The organism is Parasphingomonas halimpatiens, assembly GCF_036663795.1.
Lineage (GTDB): Bacteria > Pseudomonadota > Alphaproteobacteria > Sphingomonadales > Sphingomonadaceae > Sphingomonas.
Genome location: NZ_JAXOJP010000016.1, coordinates 1 through 22,856, shown reverse-complemented (window position 1 = coordinate 22,856; position 22,856 = coordinate 1). Strand labels below are relative to the sequence as shown.

The 22,856-nt window shown below is 66.5% G+C and carries 20 protein-coding genes and 1 pseudogene; 17 read left to right on the top strand and 4 right to left on the bottom strand.

Annotation, left to right across the window (positions count from 1 at the left end; all coding sequences use genetic code 11):
• Positions 1-224 precede the first annotated feature (224 nt).
• Entirely contained in the window at positions 225-1,274 is a 1,050-nt protein-coding gene (locus U1839_RS16005) for a hypothetical protein (RefSeq protein WP_332804598.1), read from the top strand.
• A 134-nt stretch (positions 1,275-1,408) separates the two neighbouring features.
• On the opposite strand, the gene U1839_RS16000 is transcribed toward U1839_RS16005, so the two are convergent.
• Positions 1,409-2,044 (bottom strand): NRAMP family divalent metal transporter, encoded by a 636-nt coding sequence (locus tag U1839_RS16000; RefSeq protein ID WP_332804597.1) that lies wholly within the window; start codon positions 2,042-2,044, stop codon positions 1,409-1,411.
• A 766-nt stretch (positions 2,045-2,810) separates the two neighbouring features.
• Here U1839_RS16000 and U1839_RS15995 point away from each other — a divergent pair.
• Positions 2,811-4,199, top strand: a pseudogene (locus tag U1839_RS15995) (TonB-dependent receptor); the annotation flags it as partial.
• Positions 4,200-4,424: 225 nt separating this feature from the next.
• Here U1839_RS15995 and U1839_RS15990 read toward each other — a convergent pair.
• Complete coding sequence (locus U1839_RS15990) at positions 4,425-5,183, bottom strand: SapC family protein (protein WP_332804596.1); 759 nt, start codon at positions 5,181-5,183, stop codon at positions 4,425-4,427.
• A 234-nt stretch (positions 5,184-5,417) separates the two neighbouring features.
• Here U1839_RS15990 and bchI point away from each other — a divergent pair, with 234 nt between their 5' ends.
• Genes bchI through U1839_RS15970 form a run of 4 tightly spaced genes read left to right on the top strand, consistent with a single transcriptional unit; the run spans position 5,418 to position 9,191 of the window.
• Positions 5,418-6,425: a magnesium chelatase ATPase subunit I gene (bchI, locus tag U1839_RS15985; protein ID WP_332804595.1), complete on the top strand. Its 1,008-nt coding sequence runs from the start codon at positions 5,418-5,420 to the stop codon at positions 6,423-6,425.
• Positions 6,422-8,128 (top strand): magnesium chelatase subunit D, encoded by a 1,707-nt coding sequence (locus tag U1839_RS15980; RefSeq protein WP_332804594.1) that lies wholly within the window; start codon positions 6,422-6,424, stop codon positions 8,126-8,128. The genes bchI and U1839_RS15980 overlap by 4 nt, the downstream gene beginning before the upstream one ends.
• The gene (bchO, locus tag U1839_RS15975) at positions 8,125-9,045 is read left to right on the top strand and encodes an alpha/beta fold hydrolase BchO (RefSeq protein ID WP_332804593.1); all 921 of its coding nucleotides are present in this window, start codon (positions 8,125-8,127) and stop codon (positions 9,043-9,045) included. Before U1839_RS15980 ends, bchO begins: the two co-directional genes overlap by 4 nt.
• On the top strand, positions 9,021-9,191 hold the full coding sequence (locus tag U1839_RS15970; protein ID WP_332804592.1) for a hypothetical protein: 171 nt from the start codon (positions 9,021-9,023) through the stop codon (positions 9,189-9,191). Before bchO ends, U1839_RS15970 begins: the two co-directional genes overlap by 25 nt.
• Here U1839_RS15970 and U1839_RS15965 read toward each other — a convergent pair.
• On the bottom strand, positions 9,138-10,040 hold the full coding sequence (locus tag U1839_RS15965; RefSeq protein WP_332804591.1) for a carotenoid 1,2-hydratase family protein: 903 nt from the start codon (positions 10,038-10,040) through the stop codon (positions 9,138-9,140). The two genes, U1839_RS15970 and U1839_RS15965, sit on opposite strands and share 54 nt — an antisense overlap.
• Positions 9,971-11,527 (bottom strand): 1-hydroxycarotenoid 3,4-desaturase CrtD, encoded by a 1,557-nt coding sequence (crtD, locus tag U1839_RS15960; RefSeq protein ID WP_332804590.1) that lies wholly within the window; start codon positions 11,525-11,527, stop codon positions 9,971-9,973. The genes U1839_RS15965 and crtD overlap by 70 nt, the downstream gene beginning before the upstream one ends.
• Positions 11,528-11,593: 66 nt before the next feature.
• Here crtD and U1839_RS15955 point away from each other — a divergent pair, with 66 nt between their 5' ends.
• The 11 genes from U1839_RS15955 to U1839_RS15905 all read left to right on the top strand — a co-directional run bounded on the left by U1839_RS15955 (position 11,594) and on the right by U1839_RS15905 (position 22,638).
• On the top strand, positions 11,594-12,712 hold the full coding sequence (locus U1839_RS15955; RefSeq protein ID WP_332804589.1) for a methyltransferase: 1,119 nt from the start codon (positions 11,594-11,596) through the stop codon (positions 12,710-12,712).
• Between the two features lie 105 nt (positions 12,713-12,817).
• Positions 12,818-13,744 carry a chlorophyll synthesis pathway protein BchC gene (bchC, locus tag U1839_RS15950; RefSeq protein WP_332804588.1) on the top strand — a complete coding sequence of 309 codons (927 nt, stop codon included), beginning with the start codon at positions 12,818-12,820 and terminating at the stop codon, positions 13,742-13,744.
• Positions 13,741-14,724 carry a chlorophyllide a reductase iron protein subunit X gene (locus U1839_RS15945; protein WP_332804587.1) on the top strand — a complete coding sequence of 328 codons (984 nt, stop codon included), beginning with the start codon at positions 13,741-13,743 and terminating at the stop codon, positions 14,722-14,724. Before bchC ends, U1839_RS15945 begins: the two co-directional genes overlap by 4 nt.
• Positions 14,725-14,728: 4 nt before the next feature.
• The gene (gene bchY / locus U1839_RS15940; RefSeq protein ID WP_332804586.1) at positions 14,729-16,249 is read left to right on the top strand and encodes a chlorophyllide a reductase subunit Y; all 1,521 of its coding nucleotides are present in this window, start codon (positions 14,729-14,731) and stop codon (positions 16,247-16,249) included.
• Positions 16,246-17,691, top strand: a complete 1,446-nt coding sequence (bchZ, locus tag U1839_RS15935) for a chlorophyllide a reductase subunit Z (protein ID WP_332804585.1) — start codon at positions 16,246-16,248, stop codon at positions 17,689-17,691. The genes bchY and bchZ overlap by 4 nt, the downstream gene beginning before the upstream one ends.
• 127 nt (positions 17,692-17,818) lie before the next feature.
• Positions 17,819-17,968 carry a light-harvesting antenna LH1, beta subunit gene (gene pufB / locus U1839_RS15930; protein ID WP_281129218.1) on the top strand — a complete coding sequence of 50 codons (150 nt, stop codon included), beginning with the start codon at positions 17,819-17,821 and terminating at the stop codon, positions 17,966-17,968.
• 51 nt (positions 17,969-18,019) lie between these two features.
• On the top strand, positions 18,020-18,199 hold the full coding sequence (pufA, locus tag U1839_RS15925; protein WP_281129217.1) for a light-harvesting antenna LH1, alpha subunit: 180 nt from the start codon (positions 18,020-18,022) through the stop codon (positions 18,197-18,199).
• A 138-nt stretch (positions 18,200-18,337) separates the two neighbouring features.
• Positions 18,338-19,162, top strand: coding sequence for a photosynthetic reaction center subunit L (pufL, locus tag U1839_RS15920; RefSeq protein WP_332804584.1), 825 nt, complete (start codon positions 18,338-18,340; stop codon positions 19,160-19,162).
• Positions 19,163-19,178: 16 nt separating this feature from the next.
• A complete protein-coding gene (gene pufM / locus U1839_RS15915) occupies positions 19,179-20,153 on the top strand; it encodes a photosynthetic reaction center subunit M (protein ID WP_332804583.1) in 975 nt (324 codons plus the stop codon).
• A complete protein-coding gene (gene pufC, locus U1839_RS15910; RefSeq protein WP_332804582.1) occupies positions 20,150-21,289 on the top strand; it encodes a photosynthetic reaction center cytochrome PufC in 1,140 nt (379 codons plus the stop codon). The genes pufM and pufC overlap by 4 nt, the downstream gene beginning before the upstream one ends.
• 89 nt (positions 21,290-21,378) lie before the next feature.
• A complete protein-coding gene (locus U1839_RS15905; protein ID WP_332804581.1) occupies positions 21,379-22,638 on the top strand; it encodes a DUF3422 domain-containing protein in 1,260 nt (419 codons plus the stop codon).
• Positions 22,639-22,856 lie beyond the last annotated feature (218 nt).

The window sequence follows — 22,856 nt, the reverse complement described above, 5'->3', positions numbered from 1 at the left end:
AGTGTTCGCCGAGCGAACGCTGGAATCCCGATATGAAGATGTGCATGCCCAACAGGCAGGCAGCTCCGGGAACCATTGTCGGCGATCCACAGCCCAATCAAGGACCGACAACGGCTCCAGACGCAAGCCCCGCGGCCGGGTCGTCACCGCGCGCTGCCGATCGTCCACCAATGTCCAGCGCAGGCATGGACATGACTGATCGGGGAAAGCCCGCATCCTCGTTCATGCTGCAGGTCAATCAATTTGCGGTCTATTCGCACACAACTGGCGCGCGCGGTCAGTCACGCCTGACTGGCCCTGGCAGCTGGATGCTGATGTACGACCACGACCTGACACCGGATAATCACTTGAGCGTCAGCTTGATGGGGTCGCCCGAGCAATTGACGGTCGGCGACAGGGGGACGCCGCAACTCCTGCAAACCGAAAATATCGATAATATGCATGCCCATGACACGCTCATGGCTCTGGAGGTCCGGGATGTTATCGCGCTTGGTTCAGGCGGCGACCAGCAACTGACTTTTCTGTTTGCTCCCCGCGGGGCTGCTGCGATTGGCCCCGTCCCGTTCATGCATCGTCAGTCCGCAGAGGGAAACCCAGATGCGCCGCTGGGCCACGGGCTGCAGGATGGGTTCCATGACGCTTCGACCGTGCTTGGCGTCGGATATCATTTTGCGCGAACCACAATTGAGGCGACGGCGTTCAGCGGTGCCGCGGTGAGCTGGCCGCTGCCTCTGCACGGCCCGGATTCCTTCGCCTTCCGCCTCACCCAGGACATTGACGATCACGTCAAGGTCGGAGCGTCCTACGGTGACGTGCTTTCGCCGGATGATGCGGGAGTTGAAAAACACAGCCAGTTCATATCAGCGTGGCTGGCAACGTCGTACAGGATCGGACAGGGCACGTTGCGATCTTCACTTGTCTGGGCAAGAGGGCGAGATGGCAACAGCGTCTCGCAAACCAGCCTTCTTGCAGAAGCAGTCTATCAGCGAGGAATGAACGCATTTTTCGGCAGGGCCGAGATCTTGCAGATCACGCCTCAGCAGCTTGAGGCCGGGACGATTGGCGGTCAGACGGATCCCAGATGGGTGAAGGCACTTACCCTTGGATACGAGCGGACCCTGCTTGATCAGCATGGCCTCTCGTTGCGCGTTGGGGGCTCATACACCAGAGACTTCATACCGCTGGCATTCAAGCCCGAATATGGCTCCGACCCAGGAGGGTTTAAACTCTTCGTGCGCGTCAAGTTCACGACAAACGAGGGCCACGTCATGTGAGCATCTCATGCGCCTGGGGCGCGCCGGGTGCCGCGGATGCATCAAGGGCTCGCCTCTGTCTTATGCCGCCAGGGATTGCGTAACCGATCGGATCGTCTTGGCGCGGCCGTCGAGCAGATCGGCTATCCTGCAGCTTAAGGTCGATGGAGGCCAACGGAATCGAAACTTGAATGCCGGACTGGGAGAATGACGCCGCCGGCCGCCGACCAGTCGACCTTCACCATGAACAGCAGTGCGACATAGGACAGCAGCACCAGCGTCAGCCATTTGAGGATGTTCGAGTAGCGCCTGTGGGGAATGAACATCTGGAGCAGCAGCGAGATGACGGCAAAGCCAAACGTGAAGACGTGCGCGCCGGTGCCGATCACGAGCTCGGCCGCATCGCCCATCGCGGCGAGATCGGCGCCGATATTGATCGTATTGGCGGCGAACAGCAACGCGACAATGATGGTGACGATCCAGCGCAGCAGGATCTTGCCCATGTTGCGCGCCAGGCCCTGGCCCGTGACGCGGCCGATATGGGCGCTGACCAGCTGGACCGCGCACATCAGCGGATAGGTCAGGACCATGGTCCACAGCAAGCCGTTGCCGAACTGCGCGCCGGCCTGGGAATAGGTGGCGATGCCGCTTGGGTCGTCATCGGCCGCGCCGGTGACGAGGCCTGGACCCAGCTGCTCTATCAGCCCGGCCCTGCGCGCCCTTTCGCCGATACTCATCGGCCGGGCCTCGCGCCAATCACAGGGGCCCAGTCCCTCCAGCCCCACCGGCACCGTCCGTCCATTGATTGGAGAGGAGATCGAGGACTATGATCACCATGATCGGCACGCAACGCAGCTAAAACACGCACCTGTTCCCATCCTCGCTCTCCCGGCGTTGGTTCAGGGCCGTAACGAGGGTGGGTGCAGCTGGTTCCGGCGCGCCGGACGTCCGCCGCCTTTGCGCGTGGTCGCGACCCTCAGCCTTTGCCGAGCTCGCGCCAGCTTTTCTCCGTGACCTCCACGCCTTGCTTCTCGCCGCCGCCGTAACTCGCGTCCAGGCCGCGTCGCGTGCATTGTCGCTTACTTCCTTGACCTATCGTACCGGGCGATGGCGTTGCGGATAGCTGCCCGCGCCGCTCGGCGGTATCAACCTCCATCACGGACTGCTCACGCACCGCGCCGAAATTGTCGAAGTTCGCGTGACCTAGCACCGAGCTGATTCGGCGCGTTCAGCATTCGTGTTTTCCGGAGCGAGTCATCAAACGCCTGCGCCTGCTCCGAAGACTAACCGGCGATCTACAGGCCGAACATCATCGCGGCGCAGAACAGGGTCAATGCGGAGGATCTCTGTCGCTTGACGTGCCTCGCTTGGCCCAGTCTGACTTTGGAACCTGTATTCTATTTCCTGATATCCAGGCCTTCGCCCCCGTCCCGTTATCACCCCGACAAACTTGATATCTTCGCCCCGCGAAAGGAGGTGTTAGACGATTGCCATAAGGTGGCGGGAGGCCAAATCTCCTCGGTAACCCATTGAAAAATATAATATGGAGGGGATGTAATGCGCTGTTCAAGGATCGCCGGGTTGCTGACGACGACGTCGCTCATCGTTTTGCCGGCTGCCGCACTCGCACAGTCGGGCGTGTCGTCGGCGGGCAACGGCGGGCAGGCGCCGAGCCCCTCCGTCAATGCGCCGTCACCAGCGAGCCCGCAGGCCAATGACGCCAACGACACCACCCAAAGCGGCGTGCAGGACGTCATCGTCACCGCGACCCGACGCTCGGCCAATTTGCAGACGGTGCCTTTGTCTGTCACCGCAATTCAGGCCGATTCGCTCACGACCCAGGGCCTGAAAACCGTCGCCGATCTTCCGCGGCTCGTGCCGGGTCTGTCGACGACGCGCGGCAGCGCGAGCACGAACATCTATCTGCGTGGCATCGGCACCTCCAGCTCCGGGTTCAACACCGAGGCGCCGATCGCGACCTATATCGACGGCTTCTACATGCCGAACACGGCATCGACGCTGTTCTCGTTCAACAATATCGAGCGGGTCGAGGTCCTCAAGGGGCCGCAGGGCACGCTGTACGGTCGCAACGCCACTGGCGGTCTCGTCAACGTCATCACCCGCGATCCGTCGCAACAGTCGCGTGTCGATGCGTCGGTCGGTTATGCCAATTACAACACCCTCTCGCTGAACCTTTATGCGGCCACCCCGCTCGGCGACACGGTCTCGGCGGGTATCGCGGTCACCCACACCAAGCAGAGCGACGGCTGGGGGTTGAACACCGTCACCGGCAACGAGAACATGAAGTTCGAGGAAACCGGGCTGCAGGGCAAGATCAAGTGGACCCCGTCGGCCGGGACGAAGATCACCTTCGAGGGCATGTTCACCCATATCAGCAGCGACCAGGGTCTGGTGGATGCGATTCCGCCGGGTGCGCTGGGCACGGACGGCACGCCCTATCTCGGCCGCTACCGCAATGCGGACCGGCGGGACGGGAATTCGATCTCGACGCTGTATCTGCTCGGCATGAAGATCGAGCAGGATCTCGGCTTCGCCAATTTCGTCAGCATGACCGGCTATATCCACAGCGAGGCGACATCCAGCCCCAACCTCACCGGCGACCCCGGCACCCTGGTGTCCGGACAGGCGGCAACCTATTCCGTGCTGACCGGGCATAGCGCTACCTTCAGCCAGGAATTCCAGCTCAGCTCCAAGGGGGCGAGCGGTTCCCCGTTCAGCTGGATCGCCGGCCTCTATTACCTGCACGACAACACGCTGGTCGGAAATGGCGTCACGCCGATGTGCGTCGCGGGCACCTGCGTTGCCTCACCGGTGCCGACGCTGACCACCGGCCTGCCCAAGACCCGGTCCTATGCGGCCTATGCCGAGGGTACCTATTCGCTCACCCCGGGCACGCGGCTGACGCTCGGCTTGCGCTACACGCGCGACGAGCGGCCGCACTCGTCGCTCGGTTACGCCACCCCGGCGGCATTCGCCGCCGGCATCGAAAAGCAATGGCCTGCACGCGTGCAGGCCATTGCTTCACCCGCGCTCTCGCGCGACAACCACGAACGGACTCTAGTTTTGGCTGGATGAACGTTGGGGGTCACGTCAACAGCTCGCGAGAACCGGACACACGTTGTGTCGCCCGACACGCCGTTGTCGAACTGATCAGACTGCCCAAAGCGTCAGCACGTCCCAATTAACCGCTGAAAATATCTGCGCGTAAGCGGGGGCGAGCGCACCCGCATCGCGGATTGCAGCTAGCCCGGATGGCGCCAGTTCGTGCAGCCGCTCCCGCGAAACGGTGGCGTAATCAAGGAGCAACTCGGGCACTCCCGGTGTTCCGTCCGCCCGGGGCCGTGTGAAATGCGCCTTGTGTTGCTCGAGCAGCCCATAGCGCTCGGTCAACTGGACAAACGTCGCGGTGCGCCGCTCGGCTTCACCATAGGCGCGGCAAAGGGCGATGGCGGCTTGCGCCGTTTCGCTCGGTTGACCATCGACGAACAGGGGGTCGGATTGATCGCTGCCAAGTGGCACCAGGCGGTCCGAACTTTCGTCAATGCAAACGAGAGCCTCGCCGGTTTCGCTCTGGGCCAATGCAAATGGATGGCACCGGAGATACGCCGGCACGTAAATGCCGGGCGCATAGCTGCCCTGCTCCGACACGAACAGATTTCGCTCCGGTTCCAGCCCGACGACGATCGCGGCTTGCCTGTCCGGTCCGAGCAGGACGATCGGATATGCGAGCATCGCATGTTCGAACTCATCGATGGTAATCGGGACCAGCGACGCCTTGCGCGCAAAGCCGTAGGCGTTGCCCGACCTGCGCAGCGCAAGCTGCCCGTGTTCCTCGACAGACAATGGTGCGAGCGAGCGATAAAGTGGCAGCGTTCCCTTTACGGATGGGCCTACTGCACCTTGTTTCATTCGATTTGTCCCTCCCGCACACCCTTGCATCCGCAAGAGTAACGCCAGACGAATAGCGACCTCGGGAGGGAACGCCACCTACCTTGTGCGCCGCAAGAGCGGAAGAACCGCGCATTCGAAATGGACGCGGCCGGTCTCCGCAAGGCTCTCCCCCGCTCGGGGCCGCAAATGGTGCATCGAGCTGTCAACCTTGCGCCACCTTGCGGCGTGTCCAAGCCATGTTACACATGGCCAATGTCGCTCCCTTTTCCCTTCTCCGCGATCGTCGGCCAGGACGAAATGAAGCTCGCCCTGTTGCTTGCCGCGGTCGATGCGCGGATCGGCGGCGTGATGGTGTTCGGCGATCGCGGAACGGGCAAGTCGACGGCCGTTCGCGCGTTGGCAGGATTGTTGCCGCCGATCCCGGTCGTCGCGGGGTGTCGCTATCATTGCCTGCCGGGTGCGGCGTCCTGTCCGTCACCCGAACTCCACCGCGCCGGCAAGGCGAGCATATCGGTGCCGTTCGTCGATCTTCCGCTCGGCGCCACCGAGGATCGCGTGCTCGGTGCGCTCGATCTGGAGCGCGCGCTGGGCGCCGGCGAAAAGGCCTTCGAACCCGGCCTGCTCGCCCGTGCGCATCGCGGCTTTCTCTATATCGACGAGATCAATCTGCTCGAGGATCATATCGTCGACCTGCTGCTCGACGTCGCCGCCTCGGGGGAGAATGTCGTCGAGCGCGAGGGGCTGAGCGTGCGCCATGCCGCGCGCTTCGTGCTGGTCGGCAGTGGCAATCCGGAAGAGGGCGAATTGCGCCCGCAATTGCTCGATCGCTTCGGCCTGTCGGTCGAGGTCCGCACGCCGCGGGATCTGGCGCAGCGCGTCGAGATATTGCGGCGCTGCGATGCGTTCGAACGCGATCCGGCCGCGTTCGCCGAACAATGGGACAAGGTCGAGCGCAAAACCTTGAAGAAGATCGCGCGTGGTCGCGACCATCTCGGCGATGTCGAAATGCCCGACGCGGTGCTTACCCGTGCCTCCGAACTATGCCTGGCGGTGGGCGCCGATGGCCTGCGCGGTGAACTGACCTTGATGCGCGCGGCGCGGGCGCTCGCCGCGCTCGACGGCAAGGCGGTGGTCGGCGAGGCGCATCTCGTGCGCGTCGCCCCGCTGGCGCTCCGCCACCGGCTGCGTCGCAATGTGCTCGACGAAACCGGCTCGACCGCGCGGATCGAGCGGGCGATGGACGAATTGTTCGCCGCATGAGCGCGCCGGGCGACGCCACGCCCGATGCCTTTGACGATGCAGTGCTCGCCGCGCGATTGTGCGCGCTCGATCCTGGCCTTGGTGGGCTGATCCTACGCGGCGGCGGCGAGATGCGCGATGCGGTGATCGACGCAATGAAGGCCGCGCTCCCGCAGGATGCGCCGCTGCGCCGGGTTCCGGTCCATGTCGACGACGAACGCTTGCTTGGCGGGCTCGATCTCGGCGCGACGCTATCATCCGGTCGCGTCGTGAAGAGCACGGGCCTGCTGACCGAAGCCGAGGGCGGCGTGATCGTCGTGCCGATGGCCGAGCGCATGGCCGACGGCACCGCGGCGCGCATCGCAGCGGCGATCGACGGCGGCGCGCGCTTCGTGACGGTGGCGCTCGATGACGGTCTGGAGCCGGAAGAGCGCGCGCCGGTCGCGCTCGCCGAACGGCTGGCCTTCTGGATCGATCTACAGGCCGTCCGTCACCCCGGATCCGTTCCGGGGGCCACCGCGCCACTAGCGCCAGCGCTTGTCGAGGGCGCGGTCGACGGGAGCGGCGAGGTCGACGTTACCGTCCTCGAAGCGCTCGCGGCGACTGCCCTGGCGCTCGGCATCGATTCAGCCCGCGCGACGCTGTTTGCGCTGCGCGCCGCGCGCGCCTCGGCGCGGTTCGCCGGTCGCGCCACCATCGAAGAGGCCGACGTCATGCTGGCCGCGCGCTTGGTGCTCGCCCCGCGCGCGACGCGCTATCCCGCGAGCGAGCAGGACGCGCCGGAAGAGGAAGCACCGCCACCCCCGCCCGAGCCGCAGGAAGGTGACAGTCGCGATCAGGAGCAGGGCGAGACCAAGGCGCTGGACGACGTCGTCCTCGCCGCCGCGCTCGCAGCGCTGCCGCGCGACGTGCTCGACCGGATTGCGTCCGGTCTAGCCCGGCGCGGTCCGGTCACGCGCGGACGCGGCGCGGGCGAGCGACGGCGCTCCCCAACGCGCGGACGCCCGGTCGGCGTGCGCGCTGGGGTGCCGCGCGGCGGGTTGCGGCTCAGCCTCATCGATACGCTCCGCGCGGCGGCGCCATGGCAAAGGCTGCGCGGGCGCGACGGCGCGCGGGTGCGCGTGCGCCGCGACGACCTTCGCATCCGCCGCTTCGAGACCCGCGCCGAGGCGGTGACGATCTTCGTCGTCGATGCATCGGGTTCGTCGGCGGTGGCACGGCTCGCCGAGGCCAAGGGCGCGGTCGAGCTGCTGCTCGCCGAGGCCTATGTGAAGCGCGCGCAGGTCGCGCTGATCGCGTTTCGCGGCACGACGGCCGAGATCCTGCTGCCGCCGACGCGCTCGCTGACGCGCGCGCGGCGTTCGCTGGCCGAGCTGCCCGGCGGCGGGGGGACGCCGCTCGCCGCCGGGCTGGTCGCGGCGCGCGAGCTCGCCGAGGGCGCCGCCGCGCGCGGTCGCACGCCGTTCGTCGTCGTGCTGACCGACGGGCGCGCCAATATCGCGCTCGATGGTGGTGCCGTGCGGACTTCGGCCGAGGAAGACGCGGATGAGGCGGCACGGGCTTTGCGCCGCGCCGGCATCGCCGCGGCGTTCGTCGACATTTCGGCACGGCCGCGCCCCGAGGGCGCGCGGATCGCGGCGGCAATGGGCGCGCATTATCTGCCGCTGCCGCGCGCCGACGCCGCCGCGATGCATGCCGCCGTCAGCGCCGCGCGCACAGCATGAGCGAGCGTCCACATTGGGAGAGCGAGGGCCATGACTGGCCCAACCGTGCCGCGAGCCGCTTTGTCGAAACGGCGCGGATCCGCTGGCACGTCCAGATGATGGGGAGCGGGCCGGTGTTGCTGCTGATCCACGGCACCGGTGCCGCGACGCATAGCTGGCGCGATCTGGCGCCGTTACTCGCAGCGCATTTCACGCTGGTGATGCCCGATCTGCCCGGCCATGGCTTCACCACGGGGCGTCCGGCCGGCGGGCTGTCGATGTCGGCGATGGCGCGTGCGCTGGGTGAACTGCTGCGGACGCTCGACCTGCACCCCGCCATCATCGTCGGTCATTCCGCCGGGGCGGCGATCGCGTTGCGCATGGTGCTCGACGGCATTGCCGCGCCGCGCGCGGTGGTTGGCCTGGGCGCCGCGCTGCTGCCCTTTCCCGGCCTCGCTTCCCGACTGTTCCCGACACTGGCGCGGATGCTGTTCGTCAATCCGTTCGCGCCGCTGATCTTCTCGCGCATCGCGCGCACGCCCGGCGAAGTCGGTCGTTTTCTGCCGCGCAGCACCGGCTCGCGGATCGATGCGCTCGGGATCGACCTGTACGGTCGATTGTTCGCCACCCCCGCGCAATGTTCCGGCGCGATCACGATGATGGCCGACTGGGACCTTGAAGGCCTGAAACGCGATCTGCCGCGCGTCCGCGTACCGATGCTGCTCGTACATGGCGCGGGCGACACGGCGGTGGCGGTGAGCAACGCGCATGAGGCGGCAACGATGATCGATGGCGCGCGCGTGGTCGAATTGCCCGGTCTCGGCCATCTCGCCCATGAGGAACAGCCGCACGACGTCGCCGCGATCATCGCGGATTTCGCGCGTGACCGGGGGATCATCGGAAAGGACGAACCATGCCCGAAAAATATTACAGCCTGATCGAGCTGAGCTTCACCGGCGCGGTGGTGCTCGCCTTCATCGTCTGGCAGCTCGTCTCGGTCAACCGCGAGATCGGCCGCGACAAGCGCGATTCAGAAGATCGCGCGCGGCATCCGGTAGGGGAGCATCGACTGGATGACCGGTGAGCGGAAGCGCGTCAGCGACAGGCTTTCATGCACCGCGCGGACATCCTCGCCGAACAGTCGGGTATCGATCGCCGAGCGCGCGTAAAAGGGCGCATCGATCCATGTCCGCGCGACCTGCGCCGCGCTGCCGGCGTCGGCGCGCGTGCGGCGGTCGATCAGCCAACCGGTGCGCGGCAGCTTGAACGAGGGCGGCGCGGGCACGTCGTGCCAGCGGCCCTGACGATCGAATTTGAGCGCCAGATCGAACGGCGTACCGTCACGCCGCACCCCTTCGTACAGCACCGCGACGTCGTCGCGCAGATGCGCGCGCGACCAGTGCCAGTCGGCAAACCCCGCCTCGAGCGATTCCTCGCCGAAGTTCGAATCAAAATAGCCGTCGCCCGACCAGCGCACATCGGGCGCGCGCATCTCGACCTCGACGCGCGCGCGCGGTGCCACCGGATGCCAGCGGTGCCGCCCGCCCGGGTCGAGCTGGAAGGCGGTGGTGCCGATCATCTCCGGCCACACCCGCACCGTGCCGCGGACGCGATAGGGCAGTGGGGCGGAAATCTCGTCGAGGTCGATCATCAGGCAATCCCCGTCATAATGCAGTGCGCTGCGCCCGACCGCGAAATGGTCCGCGCCGCGCGACACCGCGCCGCGCCCGCGCTCGGTCATCGCCCAGGCATTGCTGCGCGGGCCGTTGATCGCGACGTTTATCGCGCAGTGATTGTCCGGGTCGCGCCGCCCGCTCAGCTTGTAATAAGGCGAGAAGACGCTGCCGATAAAGGCGATGATCGTCAGGTCGTAGCGGCGGTCGTCGCTGAAGGCGTCGATATACCACCAGGCATAGCCGTTCGGTGCCACCATGACGTCGAAGCGCGGTCCCTGAGCAGGCAGTCGACGGCCAGCCGTCCGCTGAGCGCGGCCATCGGCAGGCCGGCGCCGGGGTGGGTACTCCCGCCCGCGCAATAAAGCCCAGGGATCCGCGTCCGGCTGGCTTGGCGCCGGAAGGAGGCCGCCCACCCGTGCGAGGCCGGTCCATAAAGGGCTCCACCCGTCGACGGGCACAGCCGCTCGAAGTCGCGCGGCGTGAGCAGCCGGGTCGATGCCGGCGGCAGGTCGATCGAAAGTCCCGCCCGCGAAAGCGTGGCGCGCATCGCCTGAGTGCATCGGTCGATCTCCATGGCTGAAAGGGGGGCGCCGTCGCCGGTGGCGGGGGCGTTGACGATGATCTGGAAACGCTCGGCGCCTTCATGCGCGGTTTCGGTGTCGCCGCGGTCCTGCGCACAGAGATAGACGCTGGGCGAATCCGCCAGCCGGCCCGCGCCAAGCGCGGCGAATTCGGCGGCGTAGTCGCCCGCGAAAAAGACATTGTGGCGCAGCAGCGGGAAGCCGCGCGTCGCGCTCGTGGCGAGCCACACCATGGCGCCAAGCGAGCGGCGTGGCAGCGGCACGGCGCGCAGCGCCCGCGCCGCCGCCGCGCCGAAGCGGCCGGCACCGATCGCCGTCGGATCGGCATTGCACAGCACGGCGTCGGCGACGATGTGCTCGCCCGATGCGAGAATTACGCCGGCGGCACGGCCTTGCGTGACGACGATCTCGCTAGCCGCCGCGCCGTAACGGAAACGCACGCCCTGGCGCAGCGCGAGCGTCTCGAGCGCGCGGGCGAGCGTGTGCATGCCGCCGTCGATCAGCCACACGCCCGAAGCCTCGACATGCGCGATCAGCATCAGCGTGGCCGGCGCGCGGAACGGCGACGATCCGCAATAGGTCGCATAGCGGCCGAACAATTGCCGGAGTCGCGGGTCGCGAAAATAGCCGCCAAGCGCCCGCCACAGCGAGGAATAGGGACGCAGCGTGGCATAATCGCGCAGTCCGGCCAGGCCCATGCGCCAACCCAGCCCGAGCGGGTTGATGCGCGTGTCGCGCAGGAAAGGCCGGTCGAGCGCGTTGAAGATCCGCGCCGCCTCCTGGCGAAACGCGCGATAACCCCGCGCGTCGGCCGCGCCGGCAAAGGCGCCGATCGCCGCCTCGCTCGCCGCCGGATCGGCGAACAGGTCGAGTCGCGCCTCGCCCCAGGCGTGACGCGCCAGCGTCGCGGCCGGTCGGGCAACCAGGTGCCGATCGAGCGAGTCGCCACACGCGGCGAAGATTTCCTCGAAAATCCCGCGCAGCGTGAACACCGTCGGCCCGGCGTCGATCGCGGCGCCATCGACATCGAGCGCGCGTAGCTTCCCGCCCGGGCCACCCGCCGCCTCGACCACCGTCACGTCGCAGCCGCGCGCGGCGAGCAACGCCGCAGCGACAAGGCCGCCCACGCCTGCTCCTATCACCACCACGCGCGTGTCGCTCATGCGCTTCCTCGTTTCGATTGACGCGATGCTATCATCTGTCCAAGTAATTGGACATATGGTTTGTCAATGAATCGAGACAGGTCGCGATGGGCCGAGCGCTGGCGCGGCTGGCGCAACCATGTGCTCGCCGCGCCTGGCTTTCAGCGCTTCGCCGCAAGCTTCGTGCTGACCCGCCCGGTGGCGCGCGTCCGTGCGAAGCGGCTGTTCGATCTGGTCGCCGGTTTCACCTATTCACAGGTGCTGGCCGCTTGCGTCGAGACGCGCTTGCTGGAGTCGCTGGCGGACGGTGCCGCGTCGCTCGACGACATCGCGACGCGAATCGCGCTGCCACATGACGGGGCGGAGCGATTGCTCAAGGCGGCCGTTGCGCTGCGCCTCGTCGATTCGCTCGGCGATGGGCGCTGGATGCTCGGGCAGGACGGCGCGGCATTGCTCGGCAATCGCGGCATCACCGCGATGGTGGCGCACCACCGTGCGCTTTACGCCGATCTCGCCGATCCGGTGGCGCTGCTGCGCGGCGGTGGCGGGGGGGGCGCTTTGTCGCGATACTGGAACTATGCCGAAGACAGCGGCAGCGGCGATGCCGAGCAGGTCGCGCCCTATTCGCAGTTGATGGCGGCGTCGCAGCCGTTGATCGCGGGGCAGGTGATCCATGCCTATCCGTTCCATCGCCACCGGCGCATGCTCGATATCGGCGGCGGCGAGGGCGCGTTCCTGGCGGCGGTGGCGGCGCGTGCACCGAATCTCGCTTTGTCGCTGTTCGATCTGCCGGCGGTAGGTGAACGTGCGCGGGCGCGACTCGACGCCGCCGGCCATGGCGCGCGAATGACGATCTTCGGGGGCAATTTCCTCGCCGACGCGCTGCCCGGAGGTCACGACCTCATCACCCTGATCCGCGTGCTGCACGACCATGACGACGCGCCGGCCATGACTTTGCTGCGCAGCATTCGCGCCGCATTGCCGGCCGGTGGCAAGCTGTTGATCGCCGAGCCGATGGCCGGCACGCGTGGCGCGGAAGCCGCCGGCGACGGCTATTTCGGCATGTACCTCTGGGCGATGGGATCGGGCCGACCACGCACCCCGCGCGAGATTCGCGACATGCTGAAAGCGGCGGGATTCTCGACTTCCCGACATGTCCGAACCGCACTGCCGCTGACGACCAAAGCGATTGTCGCGTCGCGTTGACAGTGGCGAGTGTCTAGACTGGTTGACATGTAATAATGTCTAGATAATGTGACACATGCGAAGAAGAGACCCAAGACGGGCCTCTCGCAGCAGGGGAGCGCGGCAATGGACGCGGTCGCGGTAACATTACAGGCACCTGAAAGCCTGTCGTTGCGCGCGCTCGCCCTCAACCCGCTCACCGATGGTGATGTGCTCGTCGAGATCGACTGGAGCGGCATCTCTTCCGGCACCGAGAAATTGCTGTGGACCGGCCGCATGCCGAACTTTCCCGGCATGGGCTATCCGCTCGTGCCGGGCTATGAATCGGTCGGGCGCGTGATCGACGCCGGCATCGACGCGCGCGCGCGGATCGGCGAATGGGTCTTCGTTCCCGGCGCCAATTGCTACCAGGGCGCGCGCGGCTTGTTTGGCGGCACGGCACGCCGGGTCGTCCTGCCCGCGGCGCGGGCGGTACCGGTGCCCGAACGGCTCGGGCGCGATTCGATTCTCACCGCGCTCGCGGCCACCGCTTATCATGCCATTGTCGGCGGGGCTGCACCCGACCTGATCGTCGGCCATGGCATTCTCGGCCGGCTGCTGGCGCGCCTGACCATCGCCTGCGGCGCCCCGGCGCCGACGGTGTGGGAAACCAATGCCGCGCGACGCGACGCCAGCGGCTATGCCGTCATCGATCCGGCGAGCGACGCACGACGCGATTATCGCACGATCTGCGACGCCAGCGGCGCGGCCGACATCATCGACGCCGTCATGCCGTGTCTCGCCAAGGGTGGCGAGCTGGTGCTGGCCGGCTTCTACGATCGCCTGTCCTTTGCTTTCCCGCCCGCCTTCATGCGCGAGGCGCGGCTGCGCATCTCGGCCGAGTTCACGCCGGCCGATACCGCAGCAACCATCGCGCTGATCGACACGGGTACGCTGCGGCTCGACGGGCTGATCAGCCACGCGCGCCCGGCCGCCGAAGCGACCGAAGCCTATCCGCAGGCCTTTACCGATCCCGCGTGCCTGAAAATGGTCCTCGACTGGAGAAACCTATGAGCATGCTCGACCCAGGCCCGCTGCGCGAGGAAGCCAGCCACGAGCCTGATCCCGTGCCGAGCGGTCCGGTGACCAAGGAAACGCAGATCATCGCGATCTACGGCAAGGGCGGTTCGGGCAAGTCGTTCGCGCTCGCCAATCTCAGCTATATGATGGCGCAACAGGGCAAGCGCGTGCTGCTGATCGGCTGCGATCCCAAGTCCGACACCACCAGCCTGTTGTTCGGCGGCAAATCGACCCCGACGATCATCGAGACCTCGTCGCGCAAGAAGCTCGCCGGCGAGGAGATCGGCATCGAGGATGTCTGCTTCCAGCGCGACGGCGTGTTCGCGATGGAGCTGGGCGGGCCCGAGGTCGGCCGCGGTTGCGGCGGGCGCGGCATCATCCATGGTTTCGAGACGCTCGAAAAGCTCGGCTTCCATGAATGGGGCTTCGACTACGTCCTGCTCGATTTCCTCGGCGACGTGGTGTGCGGCGGCTTCGGCCTGCCGATCGCGCGCGACATGTGCCAGAAGGTCATCGTCGTCGGCTCGAACGACCTGCAGTCGCTCTACGTCGCCAATAATGTCTGCAAGGCGGTCGAGTATTTCCGCAAGATGGGCGGCAATGTCGGCGTTGCGGGCATGATCATCAACAAGGACGACGGCAGCGGCGAGGCTGCGGCATTCGCCAAGGCGGTCGGCATTCCGACGCTCTGCGCGATCCCGGCCAATGAGGACATTCGCAAGAAATCCGCCAATTACCAGATCATCGGCAAACCCGGCGGGCAATGGGCGTCGCTGTTCGAGGAACTCGCGATCAACGTCGCCGAGGCACCGCCGCTGCGCCCGACCCCGCTCGACCAGGATGGCCTGCTCGGCCTGTTCAGCGCCGATGTGACCGGCGCCGACTATACGCTGAAACCGGCCAGCCAGGCCGACATGCGCGGTGCGGCCTTCGTGCCCAAGCCCAGCCTCGAAATCGTCTACGACGCGGTCTGAGCGGATGGACCTCCAAACCCCACCGCGTCACGCCGATCGGATCGATCTCGCCACGCCCGTCGAGGGGGGCTGTGCGTCGAAGGACACGATGCGCGACGCGGCGGACAAGGCCGGCAAGAGCGAGGTGCTGGCGCGCTACGCCGCGGATTATCCGCAGGGCCCGCACGATCAGCCGCAATCGATGTGCCCGGCCTTCGGGTCGTTGCGCGTGGGCTTGCGGATGCGGCGCACCGCCACGGTTTTGTCGGGGTCGGCCTGTTGCGTCTACGGGCTGACCTTCACCTCGCATTTCTACGGCGCACGCCGCACCGTCGGCTATGTCCCGTTCAGTTCGGAGACGTTGGTCACCGGCAAGTTGTTCGAGGACATCAAGGAAGCGGTCGAGGGGCTGGCCGATCCGGCGCTCTACGACACCATCGTCGTAACCAATCTGTGCGTGCCGACCGCGTCGGGCGTGCCGCTGCAACTGCTGCCCGATCAGATCAACGGCGTGCGCGTCATCGGCATCGACGTGCCGGGCTTCGGCGTCCCGACGCATGCCGAGGCCAAGGATGTGCTGGCCGGCGCGATGCTCGCTTATGCCCGGCGCGAGGCCGAGGCCGGACCCGTTGCGGCGCCGAAGGATCGCGCCGACCGGCCGACCGTCACGCTGCTCGGTGAAATGTTCCCCGCCGATCCACCCGGTATCGGCTTGATGCTCGAGCCGCTCGGCCTTGCCGCCGGCCCGGTCGTTCCGACCCGTGAATGGCGCGAGCTTTATGCCGCGCTCGACTGTGCCGTGGTCGGCGCGATCCACCCCTTCTACACCGCCAGCGTGCGCGAATTCGAAGCCGCCGGGCGCGGCGTGGTCGGGTCGGCACCGGTCGGTGCCGACGGCACCGCCGCCTGGCTCGACGCGATCGGTGCGGCGTGCGGCATCGCGCAGGACAAGGTCGACGCCTCGAAGAACCGCTTCATCCCGGCGATCCGCGGCGCGCTCGCCGCGCGGCCGATCAAGGGACGGATCACCGTGTCGGGCTATGAAGGCTCGGAACTGCTCGTCGCGCGGCTGTTGATCGAGAGTGGCGCCGACGTGCCCTATGTCGGCACCGCCTGCCCGCGCACGCGCTGGTCCGATGCCGATCGCGCATGGCTCGAGGCCAAGGGCTGCCGCGTGCAATATCGCGCCAGCCTCGAACAGGACATCGCCGCGGTCGAGGAATTCGGCCCCGATCTCGCCATCGGCACCACGCCCGTCGTGCAGCATGCCAAGGCCAAGGCGCTGCCCGCGCTCTATTTCACCAACCTCATCTCGGCGCGCCCGCTGATGGGCCCGGCCGGTGCAGGCTCGCTGGCGATGGTGGTCAACGCTGCCATGGCCAACAAGGATCGCTTCGACCGCATGTCCGCCTTTTTCGACGGCGTCGGCAAGGACGCCACCGCCGGCGTGTGGGAAGAGACGCCTGTCGATCGGCCCGAATTCAAGGCCAAGTTCGCCGCCAAGCGCATCGCCGCCGCCAAGGCCGAGGAGGCGGTGGGGGTATGACGCTGATCCTCGATCACGATCGCGCCGGGGGCTATTGGGGGGCGGTCTACGCCTTTACCGCGATCAAGGGCCTGCAGGTCATCATCGACGGGCCGGTCGGGTGCGAGAATCTGCCGGTTACCTCGGTGCTTCATTATACCGATGCGCTGCCGCCGCACGAATTGCCGATCGTCGTCACCGGGCTGGGTGAGCAGGAACTGGGTCGCGACGGCACCGAGGGCGCCATGAAGCGCGCGTGGCGCACGCTCGACCCCGATCTGCCCGCCGTCGTCGTCACTGGCTCGATCGCCGAGATGATCGGTGGCGGCGTGACGCCCGAAGGCACCAATATCCAGCGCTTCCTACCGCGCACGATCGACGAGGATCAGTGGCAGGCGGCGGATCGCGCGCTGACCTGGCTGTGGACGCAGTTCGGCCCGAAAAAGGTGCCCGCGCCGCGCCCGCTCAAGGACGGGCAGAAGCCGAAGGTCAACATCATCGGGCCGATGTACGGCACCTTCAACATGCCGTCGGACCTCGCCGAGATCCGCCGGCTGATCGAAGGCATCGGCGCCGAGGTCAACATGGCCTTTCCGCTCGGCAGCCATCTCGCCGATGTCCGCAAGCTCGCCGATGCCTCCGTCAATGTTTGCCTGTATCGCGAGTTCGGCCGCGGGCTGTGCGAGACGCTCGAGCGGCCTTATCTCCAGGCGCCGATCGGCCTCGAAAGCACCACGCTGTTCCTGCGCAAGCTCGGCGAACTGACCGGGCTCGACCCCGAGCCGTTCATCGAGCGCGAGAAGCACACCACGATCAAGCCGCTCTGGGATCTGTGGCGTTCGGTGACGCAGGATTTCTTCGGCACCGCCAGCTTCGCGATCGTCGCGACCGAGACCTATACGCGCGGCATCCGCAACTTCCTCGAGGGCGATCTCGGGCTCCCCTGCGCCTTCGCCTTCCAGCGTTCGGCCGGCATCAAGCCCGACAATGACGCCGTGCAGGCCGCGATCCGCGACAACCCGCCACTGGTGATGTTCGGCAGCTTCAACGAGCGCATGTACATGGCCGAGAGCGGCGCGCGCGGCATGTACATCCCGGCCAGTTTCCCCGGCGCCGTCATCCGTCGCCACACCGGCACGCCGTTCATGGGTTATGCCGGCGCGACCTATCTCGTCCAGGAAGTGTGCAACGCGCTGTTCGATGCGCTGTTCCACATCCTCCCGCTCGCCGGTCAGCTCGACAAGGTCGAGCCGACGCCGGCGCGGCATGAGCGTGCGCTTGCCTGGGACGATGCAGCGAAGGACGAATTCGACGCGGTGATCGAGCGCGAGCCGGTGCTCGTGCGCATCTCCGCCGCCAAGCGCATCCGCGACGCCGCTGAGCGTGCCGCGCGCCGCGCCGGCGAGGACTCGATCAGCCGCGAGCGCCTAGCGCTCGCCATTGCCGAGAGCCGCGGCGGATGACCGCGACCAACCTTTCGCCCCGCACGGGGCCACACAAATCCTCGTGGGGGACGATACCCGCAGGATGCCGCCCGGGGGCGCGCTCGCCGCTCTCCCTTTTTCTTCCGGGCAAATTGGAGAAGGAACGATGAGCGACAATCGAGAAAGTATCGGTACCTACCTGACCGAGGCGGAAGCCAAGGAATTCCACAAGATCTTCATGTCGAGCTTCCTGGGGTTCACGGCCGTCGCCGTGGTCGCCCATGTGCTCGTCTGGTTCTGGCGTCCCTGGCTCTGACGCGGGTCACCGCCGACATCTGACGATACGATAACGAGAAGGAACCACATCATGTGGAGAATATGGATGATCTTCGACCCGCGCCGTGCGCTGGTCGCCCTCTTCATCTTCCTGTTCGTGCTGGCACTGCTGATTCACTTCATCCTGCTGAGCACTGACAAGTTCAATTGGCTCGATGGCCCGAGAAAGGCCCCTGCCGCCGTTACGGCTCCGGCTGCAACGACGCCCTGACCGGGCCGATGCCGCCGCACGGGGCATTATCCGTGCGCACTCGGGCGGACGAGGCCGGACGATCGGTCCGGCCTCGTTCCCCGATACCGATCCAACGGCAACGATCTTCGGGGATGCCCCGGGGAACGGAGAGATGCGATGGCGCTGCTGAGCTTCGAAAGAAAATACCGAGTCCGTGGGGGCACGCTGATCGGCGGCGATCTCTTCGATTTCTGGGTCGGCCCCTTTTATGTGGGCTTTTTCGGGGTGACGACCGCGCTGTGCGCGGCGCTCGGCACCGCGCTGATCTTCTATGCCGCCTCGCTGGGCCCGACATGGAATCCCTGGCTGATATCGATTGCGCCGCCCGACATAAGCTACGGGCTGGGTCTGGCGCCGCTGCGTGAAGGCGGCTTCTGGCAGATCATCACCATCTGCGCGATCGGGGCGTTCGTGTCCTGGGCGCTGCGCGAGGTCGAGATCTGCCGCAAGCTCGGCATGGGCTACCACGTCCCCTTCGCCTATGGCTTTGCGATCCTCGCCTATGTCACGCTGGTCGTGGTCAGGCCGATGCTGCTCGGCGCCTGGGGGTTCGGTTTCCCCTACGGGATCTTCAGCCATCTCGATTGGGTGTCGAACACCGGCTACCAATATCTCCACTTCCACTACAACCCGGCGCACATGATCGCGGTGAGCTTCTTCTTCACCACGACGCTCGCGCTGGCGTTGCACGGCGGTCTTATCCTCTCGGCGGTCAACCCGCCCAATGGCGGCGAGGTCAAGACGCCGGAATATGAGGACGCCTTTTTCCGCGACACGATCGGTTATTCGATCGGCACGCTCGGCATCCACCGGCTGGGCCTGTTCCTCGCGCTGAGCGCCGGCTTCTGGAGCGCGGTGTGCATCGTCATCTCGGGTCCGCTGTGGACACGCGGCTGGCCGGAATGGTGGACCTGGTGGCTCAACCTGCCGATCTGGCACTGAGCGAGAGGGGGCGAACATGGCAGGCTATCAGAATATCTTCACCCAGGTACAGCTTCGCGCGATACCTGAAATGGGCCCACCGCTGAAGCCCGGGACCTTCCCGCGCATCGGTCGGGGCAGCTTCTCCTACTGGATGGGCAAGATCGGCAATGCCCAGCTGGGGCCGATCTATCTCGGCCGGCTCGGCATCGCGTCGATCCTGTTCGGCTTTCTCGCGTTCGAGATCACCGGCCTCAACATGCTGGCCAGCGTCAACTGGAGTCCCATCCAGCTCGTTCGCCAATTGCCCTGGCTCGCGCTCGAGCCGCCAGGGCCGCAATGGGGCTTCACGCTGTTCGTGCCGCTCGCCGAAGGCGGTTGGTGGCAGATCGCCGGTTTCTGCATGACGACCTCGGTGCTGTTGTGGTGGGCACGCACCTATGCCCGCGCCCGCGCGCTCGGCATGGGGACGCATGTTTCCTGGGCGTTCGCCTCGGCGATCTGGCTGATGGTGGTGCTCGGCTTCATCCGGCCGATGCTGATGGGCAGCTGGGCGGAAAGCGTGCCGCTCGGCATCTTCCCGCACCTCGACTGGACCGCGGCTTTTTCGATCCGCTACGGCAACCTGTTCTACAACCCGTTCCACTGCCTCTCTATCGCCTTCCTTTACGGATCGACGCTCCTGTTCGCGATGCACGGCGCGACGATCCTCGCGGTCGGGCGGTATGGCGGCGAGCGCGAGCTCGAGCAGATCACCGATCGCGGCACCGCCTCGGAGCGCGCGGCGCTGTTCTGGCGCTGGACGATGGGGTTCAACGCGACGATGGAATCGATCCATCGCTGGGCATGGTGGTTCGCGGTGCTGACGCCGCTGACCGGTGGCATCGGCATCCTGCTGACCGGCACCGTGGTCGACAACTGGTATCTGTGGGCGGTGCAGCACGGCTATGCGCCCGGTTATCCGGGCACCGGCGTGGTCGATCCTTCCACCCTGCCGGGAGGCGTGAAATGAGCGGCTTGGCCAGAAACACCACCCTCGCCATGATCGGCGGGCTTGCCGCGCTGTCGCTCGGCGGCTGCGAGGTCGGCAAGAAGCAGTCGACCCAGACTGGCTATCGCGGCACCGGCATGGAGCAGATCGTCGATCTGAGCCATGTGGCGAAACAGGCGGCGATCCCGGCCCCGGCCTATGAATTGCCGGCCGATGGCGGGCCGACCGCGGCCGCCAGCTACCAGAACGTCAAGGTGCTCGGCGGGGTCAGCAAGGATCGCTTCGATCACGTCATGGCGCAGATCAGCCAGTGGGTCGCCCCGCCGGCCGAGGGGTGCAACTATTGCCACAACCCCGAGAACATGGCCTCGGACGAAAAATATACCAAGGTCGTCGCGCGGCGGATGTTGCAGATGACGCTCAACATCAACGGCAAATGGGCCAGCCACGTCCAGCAGACCGGCGTCACCTGTTACACCTGCCATCGCGGCAATGCGGTGCCGCAATATAAATGGGCGCTCGACCAGGGGACGCCCGACCCGCATTCGATCGTCGGCAACCATCGCGGGCAGAACAGCCCGAACGAAACCGTCGCCTACGCCTCACTGCCTTATGATCCGTTCGACTCCTATCTGCGCGGCACGGCGCAGATCCGCATCGCCGGCAAGACCGCGCTGCACCAGCCCGGCGTGGCGGGCGCGTCGATCAAGGATGCCGAGGCGACCTATGGCCTGATGATGCATCTGTCCAAGGCGCTCGGGGTCAATTGTACCTTCTGCCACAATACCCAGTCGCTGGGTGCCTGGGCGGAAAGCCGGCCGCAGCGGGTGACGGCCTATTACGGCATCCGCATGGTGCGCGATATCAACGACGAGTATATCACCTCGCTTGCCGGCGTTTTCCCCGCCTATCGCAAGGGGCCGCAGGGCGATCCCTACAAGGTGAACTGCCTGACCTGCCACCAGGGGCTCAACAAGCCGCTCGGCGGGGTCAGCATGCTGAAGGACAATCCCGCGCTCAAGCCGATTGCCGTCGTCGCGCCGACCGCGGCGCAGGCGGCGGCCACGGCCACCGTTCAGTCCCAGCTCGCCGCGCCCGCTGCCGCTGCTGATAAACCCCCGGCGCCGGCGGCATCGCCGACGCCGAAGACACCGTAGTCCACGGTGTCGCCGCAGGCGGTCAGCCTGCTCTCAAGCGCGCGATCCCCGGGTCGCGCGCTTCTTTTTTCGCCGATCGGAATGGCGCGATGATCGATCTCACCGGCCGCAGCCACGCGCTGCGCGCCTCGCTTTCGGCGGAAATGCATGTCCGCCGCCTGCCGCGCTTCTCCAGTCCGTGCCGCCTGATGCAACTTGTGACGTTGCTCGGCGAAGGCGGCGCCCAGGCCAGCCGGGCGCATGTCGAGCTGCTGGCGATCGGGTGCGGTGTCGCGCTGCCACCCGGCGCGCGCTACGCCGTGCTCCCGCTCGACGGGGTCGCGCTCGTCTGGGAGGGGCACACCGAATTCGCCAGCTACACCTTCATCCGGGAAGGATCGTTCGGCGCGCCGTTCGATCCGGCGACGTTCGACTCCTGCGCGGCGATCGTTGCCGCGCTCCCCGGCGAGCTGATCCGCGCGACGCAGATCGCGGTCCAGCGCCGCCGCACGCGCGAACCCAGTCGCGCGACGCTCGAAGCGTTGTTCGAGGCATCGGCGCTGATCGCCTGCGACGTGGCCGAGGGGCGTGCCCGCGTCATGTCGGATTTCACGCTCCATGCCGACGGCTTCGGCCGGCTGCTGGTGCTCGACAAGGGTCTGGAGGGGGATGAGACCGCACAACTGATCGTGCGGCTGCAGGAGCTGGGCAATTACCGCAACATGGCGCTGCTCGGCCTGCCGCTTGCGCAGCAATTGACCCCGGAGGTCTCGGGCCTCGAGCGCCAGTTGTCGACGCTGACGCACAAGGTGTCGGAGCGGGCCAGCGATGACGAAGCGATGCTCGACGAGCTGACCTATGTGTCCGCCGAACTCGCCCGACTAATGGCGCAGACGCGCTACCGGATGAGCGCGACGCGCGCCTATGCCCAGCTCAGCATCGAGCGGCTCACCAGCCTCGGCATCAGCGCGGTGCGTGGTTACCAGTCGCTCGGCGATTTTACCGAGCGGCGCCTGGTTCCGGCGGTGCGCACCTGCGATTCCTTCGCTGCGCGGCTCGAGGACCTGTCGCAGCGCGCCGCCTGGACCAGCGAATTGCTGCGCACGCGCATCGACATCGCGCTGGCGCGGCAGAATCGCGATCTGCTTGCCTCGATGGACCGGCGCACCAAGCTGCAACTACGCCTGCAACAAGCGGTCGAGGGATTCTCGGTCGTCGCGATCAGCTATTATCTCGTCGCGCTGATCGGCGACGTGCTCGGCGCGGTACCGGGCTTGCGACACGAAATCGCGATGGCAGCCGCCGTGCCGGTCGTGATTGCAGCGGTGGCGTTCGTGGTGTGGCGGATAAAGCGCGGGGTGAAGGAATAGGCGCCTGCCGCCCGGGTCATACCAAATCCCAGTGAGTATGACTGTCTCAAGCCCCTCCCCTTTAGGGCTACAGCATTCACACATCGTGGTTGCCATGTGGTTTTTGGTCTGATTCGATGTCCTTGAGAGCGGGAGGACATGATGGAGCAGACGCTGGGCCGATTTGGAGATCGGCGCCTGGAAAAAGGGGGGCCTTTCTCCTGGGTCGTTTGTTGGCG

Coding starts and splice junctions, on each gene's coding strand:
- U1839_RS16005 (WP_332804598.1), top strand. CDS start 225: ATGCTGCAGGTCAATCAATTTGCGGTCTATTCGCACACAACTGGCGCG.
- crtD (WP_332804590.1), bottom strand. CDS start 11,527: ATGAGCGACACGCGCGTGGTGGTGATAGGAGCAGGCGTGGGCGGCCTT.
- bchO (WP_332804593.1), top strand. CDS start 8,125: ATGAGCGAGCGTCCACATTGGGAGAGCGAGGGCCATGACTGGCCCAAC.
- U1839_RS15955 (WP_332804589.1), top strand. CDS start 11,594: ATGAATCGAGACAGGTCGCGATGGGCCGAGCGCTGGCGCGGCTGGCGC.
- U1839_RS15965 (WP_332804591.1), bottom strand. CDS start 10,040: ATGGTGGCACCGAACGGCTATGCCTGGTGGTATATCGACGCCTTCAGC.
- pufB (WP_281129218.1), top strand. CDS start 17,819: ATGAGCGACAATCGAGAAAGTATCGGTACCTACCTGACCGAGGCGGAA.
- U1839_RS15980 (WP_332804594.1), top strand. CDS start 6,422: ATGAGCGCGCCGGGCGACGCCACGCCCGATGCCTTTGACGATGCAGTG.
- U1839_RS15990 (WP_332804596.1), bottom strand. CDS start 5,183: ATGAAACAAGGTGCAGTAGGCCCATCCGTAAAGGGAACGCTGCCACTT.
- pufL (WP_332804584.1), top strand. CDS start 18,338: ATGGCGCTGCTGAGCTTCGAAAGAAAATACCGAGTCCGTGGGGGCACG.
- U1839_RS15905 (WP_332804581.1), top strand. CDS start 21,379: ATGATCGATCTCACCGGCCGCAGCCACGCGCTGCGCGCCTCGCTTTCG.
- U1839_RS15970 (WP_332804592.1), top strand. CDS start 9,021: ATGCCCGAAAAATATTACAGCCTGATCGAGCTGAGCTTCACCGGCGCG.
- pufC (WP_332804582.1), top strand. CDS start 20,150: ATGAGCGGCTTGGCCAGAAACACCACCCTCGCCATGATCGGCGGGCTT.
- U1839_RS15945 (WP_332804587.1), top strand. CDS start 13,741: ATGAGCATGCTCGACCCAGGCCCGCTGCGCGAGGAAGCCAGCCACGAG.
- pufM (WP_332804583.1), top strand. CDS start 19,179: ATGGCAGGCTATCAGAATATCTTCACCCAGGTACAGCTTCGCGCGATA.
- bchZ (WP_332804585.1), top strand. CDS start 16,246: ATGACGCTGATCCTCGATCACGATCGCGCCGGGGGCTATTGGGGGGCG.
- bchC (WP_332804588.1), top strand. CDS start 12,818: ATGGACGCGGTCGCGGTAACATTACAGGCACCTGAAAGCCTGTCGTTG.
- bchI (WP_332804595.1), top strand. CDS start 5,418: ATGTCGCTCCCTTTTCCCTTCTCCGCGATCGTCGGCCAGGACGAAATG.
- pufA (WP_281129217.1), top strand. CDS start 18,020: ATGTGGAGAATATGGATGATCTTCGACCCGCGCCGTGCGCTGGTCGCC.
- bchY (WP_332804586.1), top strand. CDS start 14,729: ATGGACCTCCAAACCCCACCGCGTCACGCCGATCGGATCGATCTCGCC.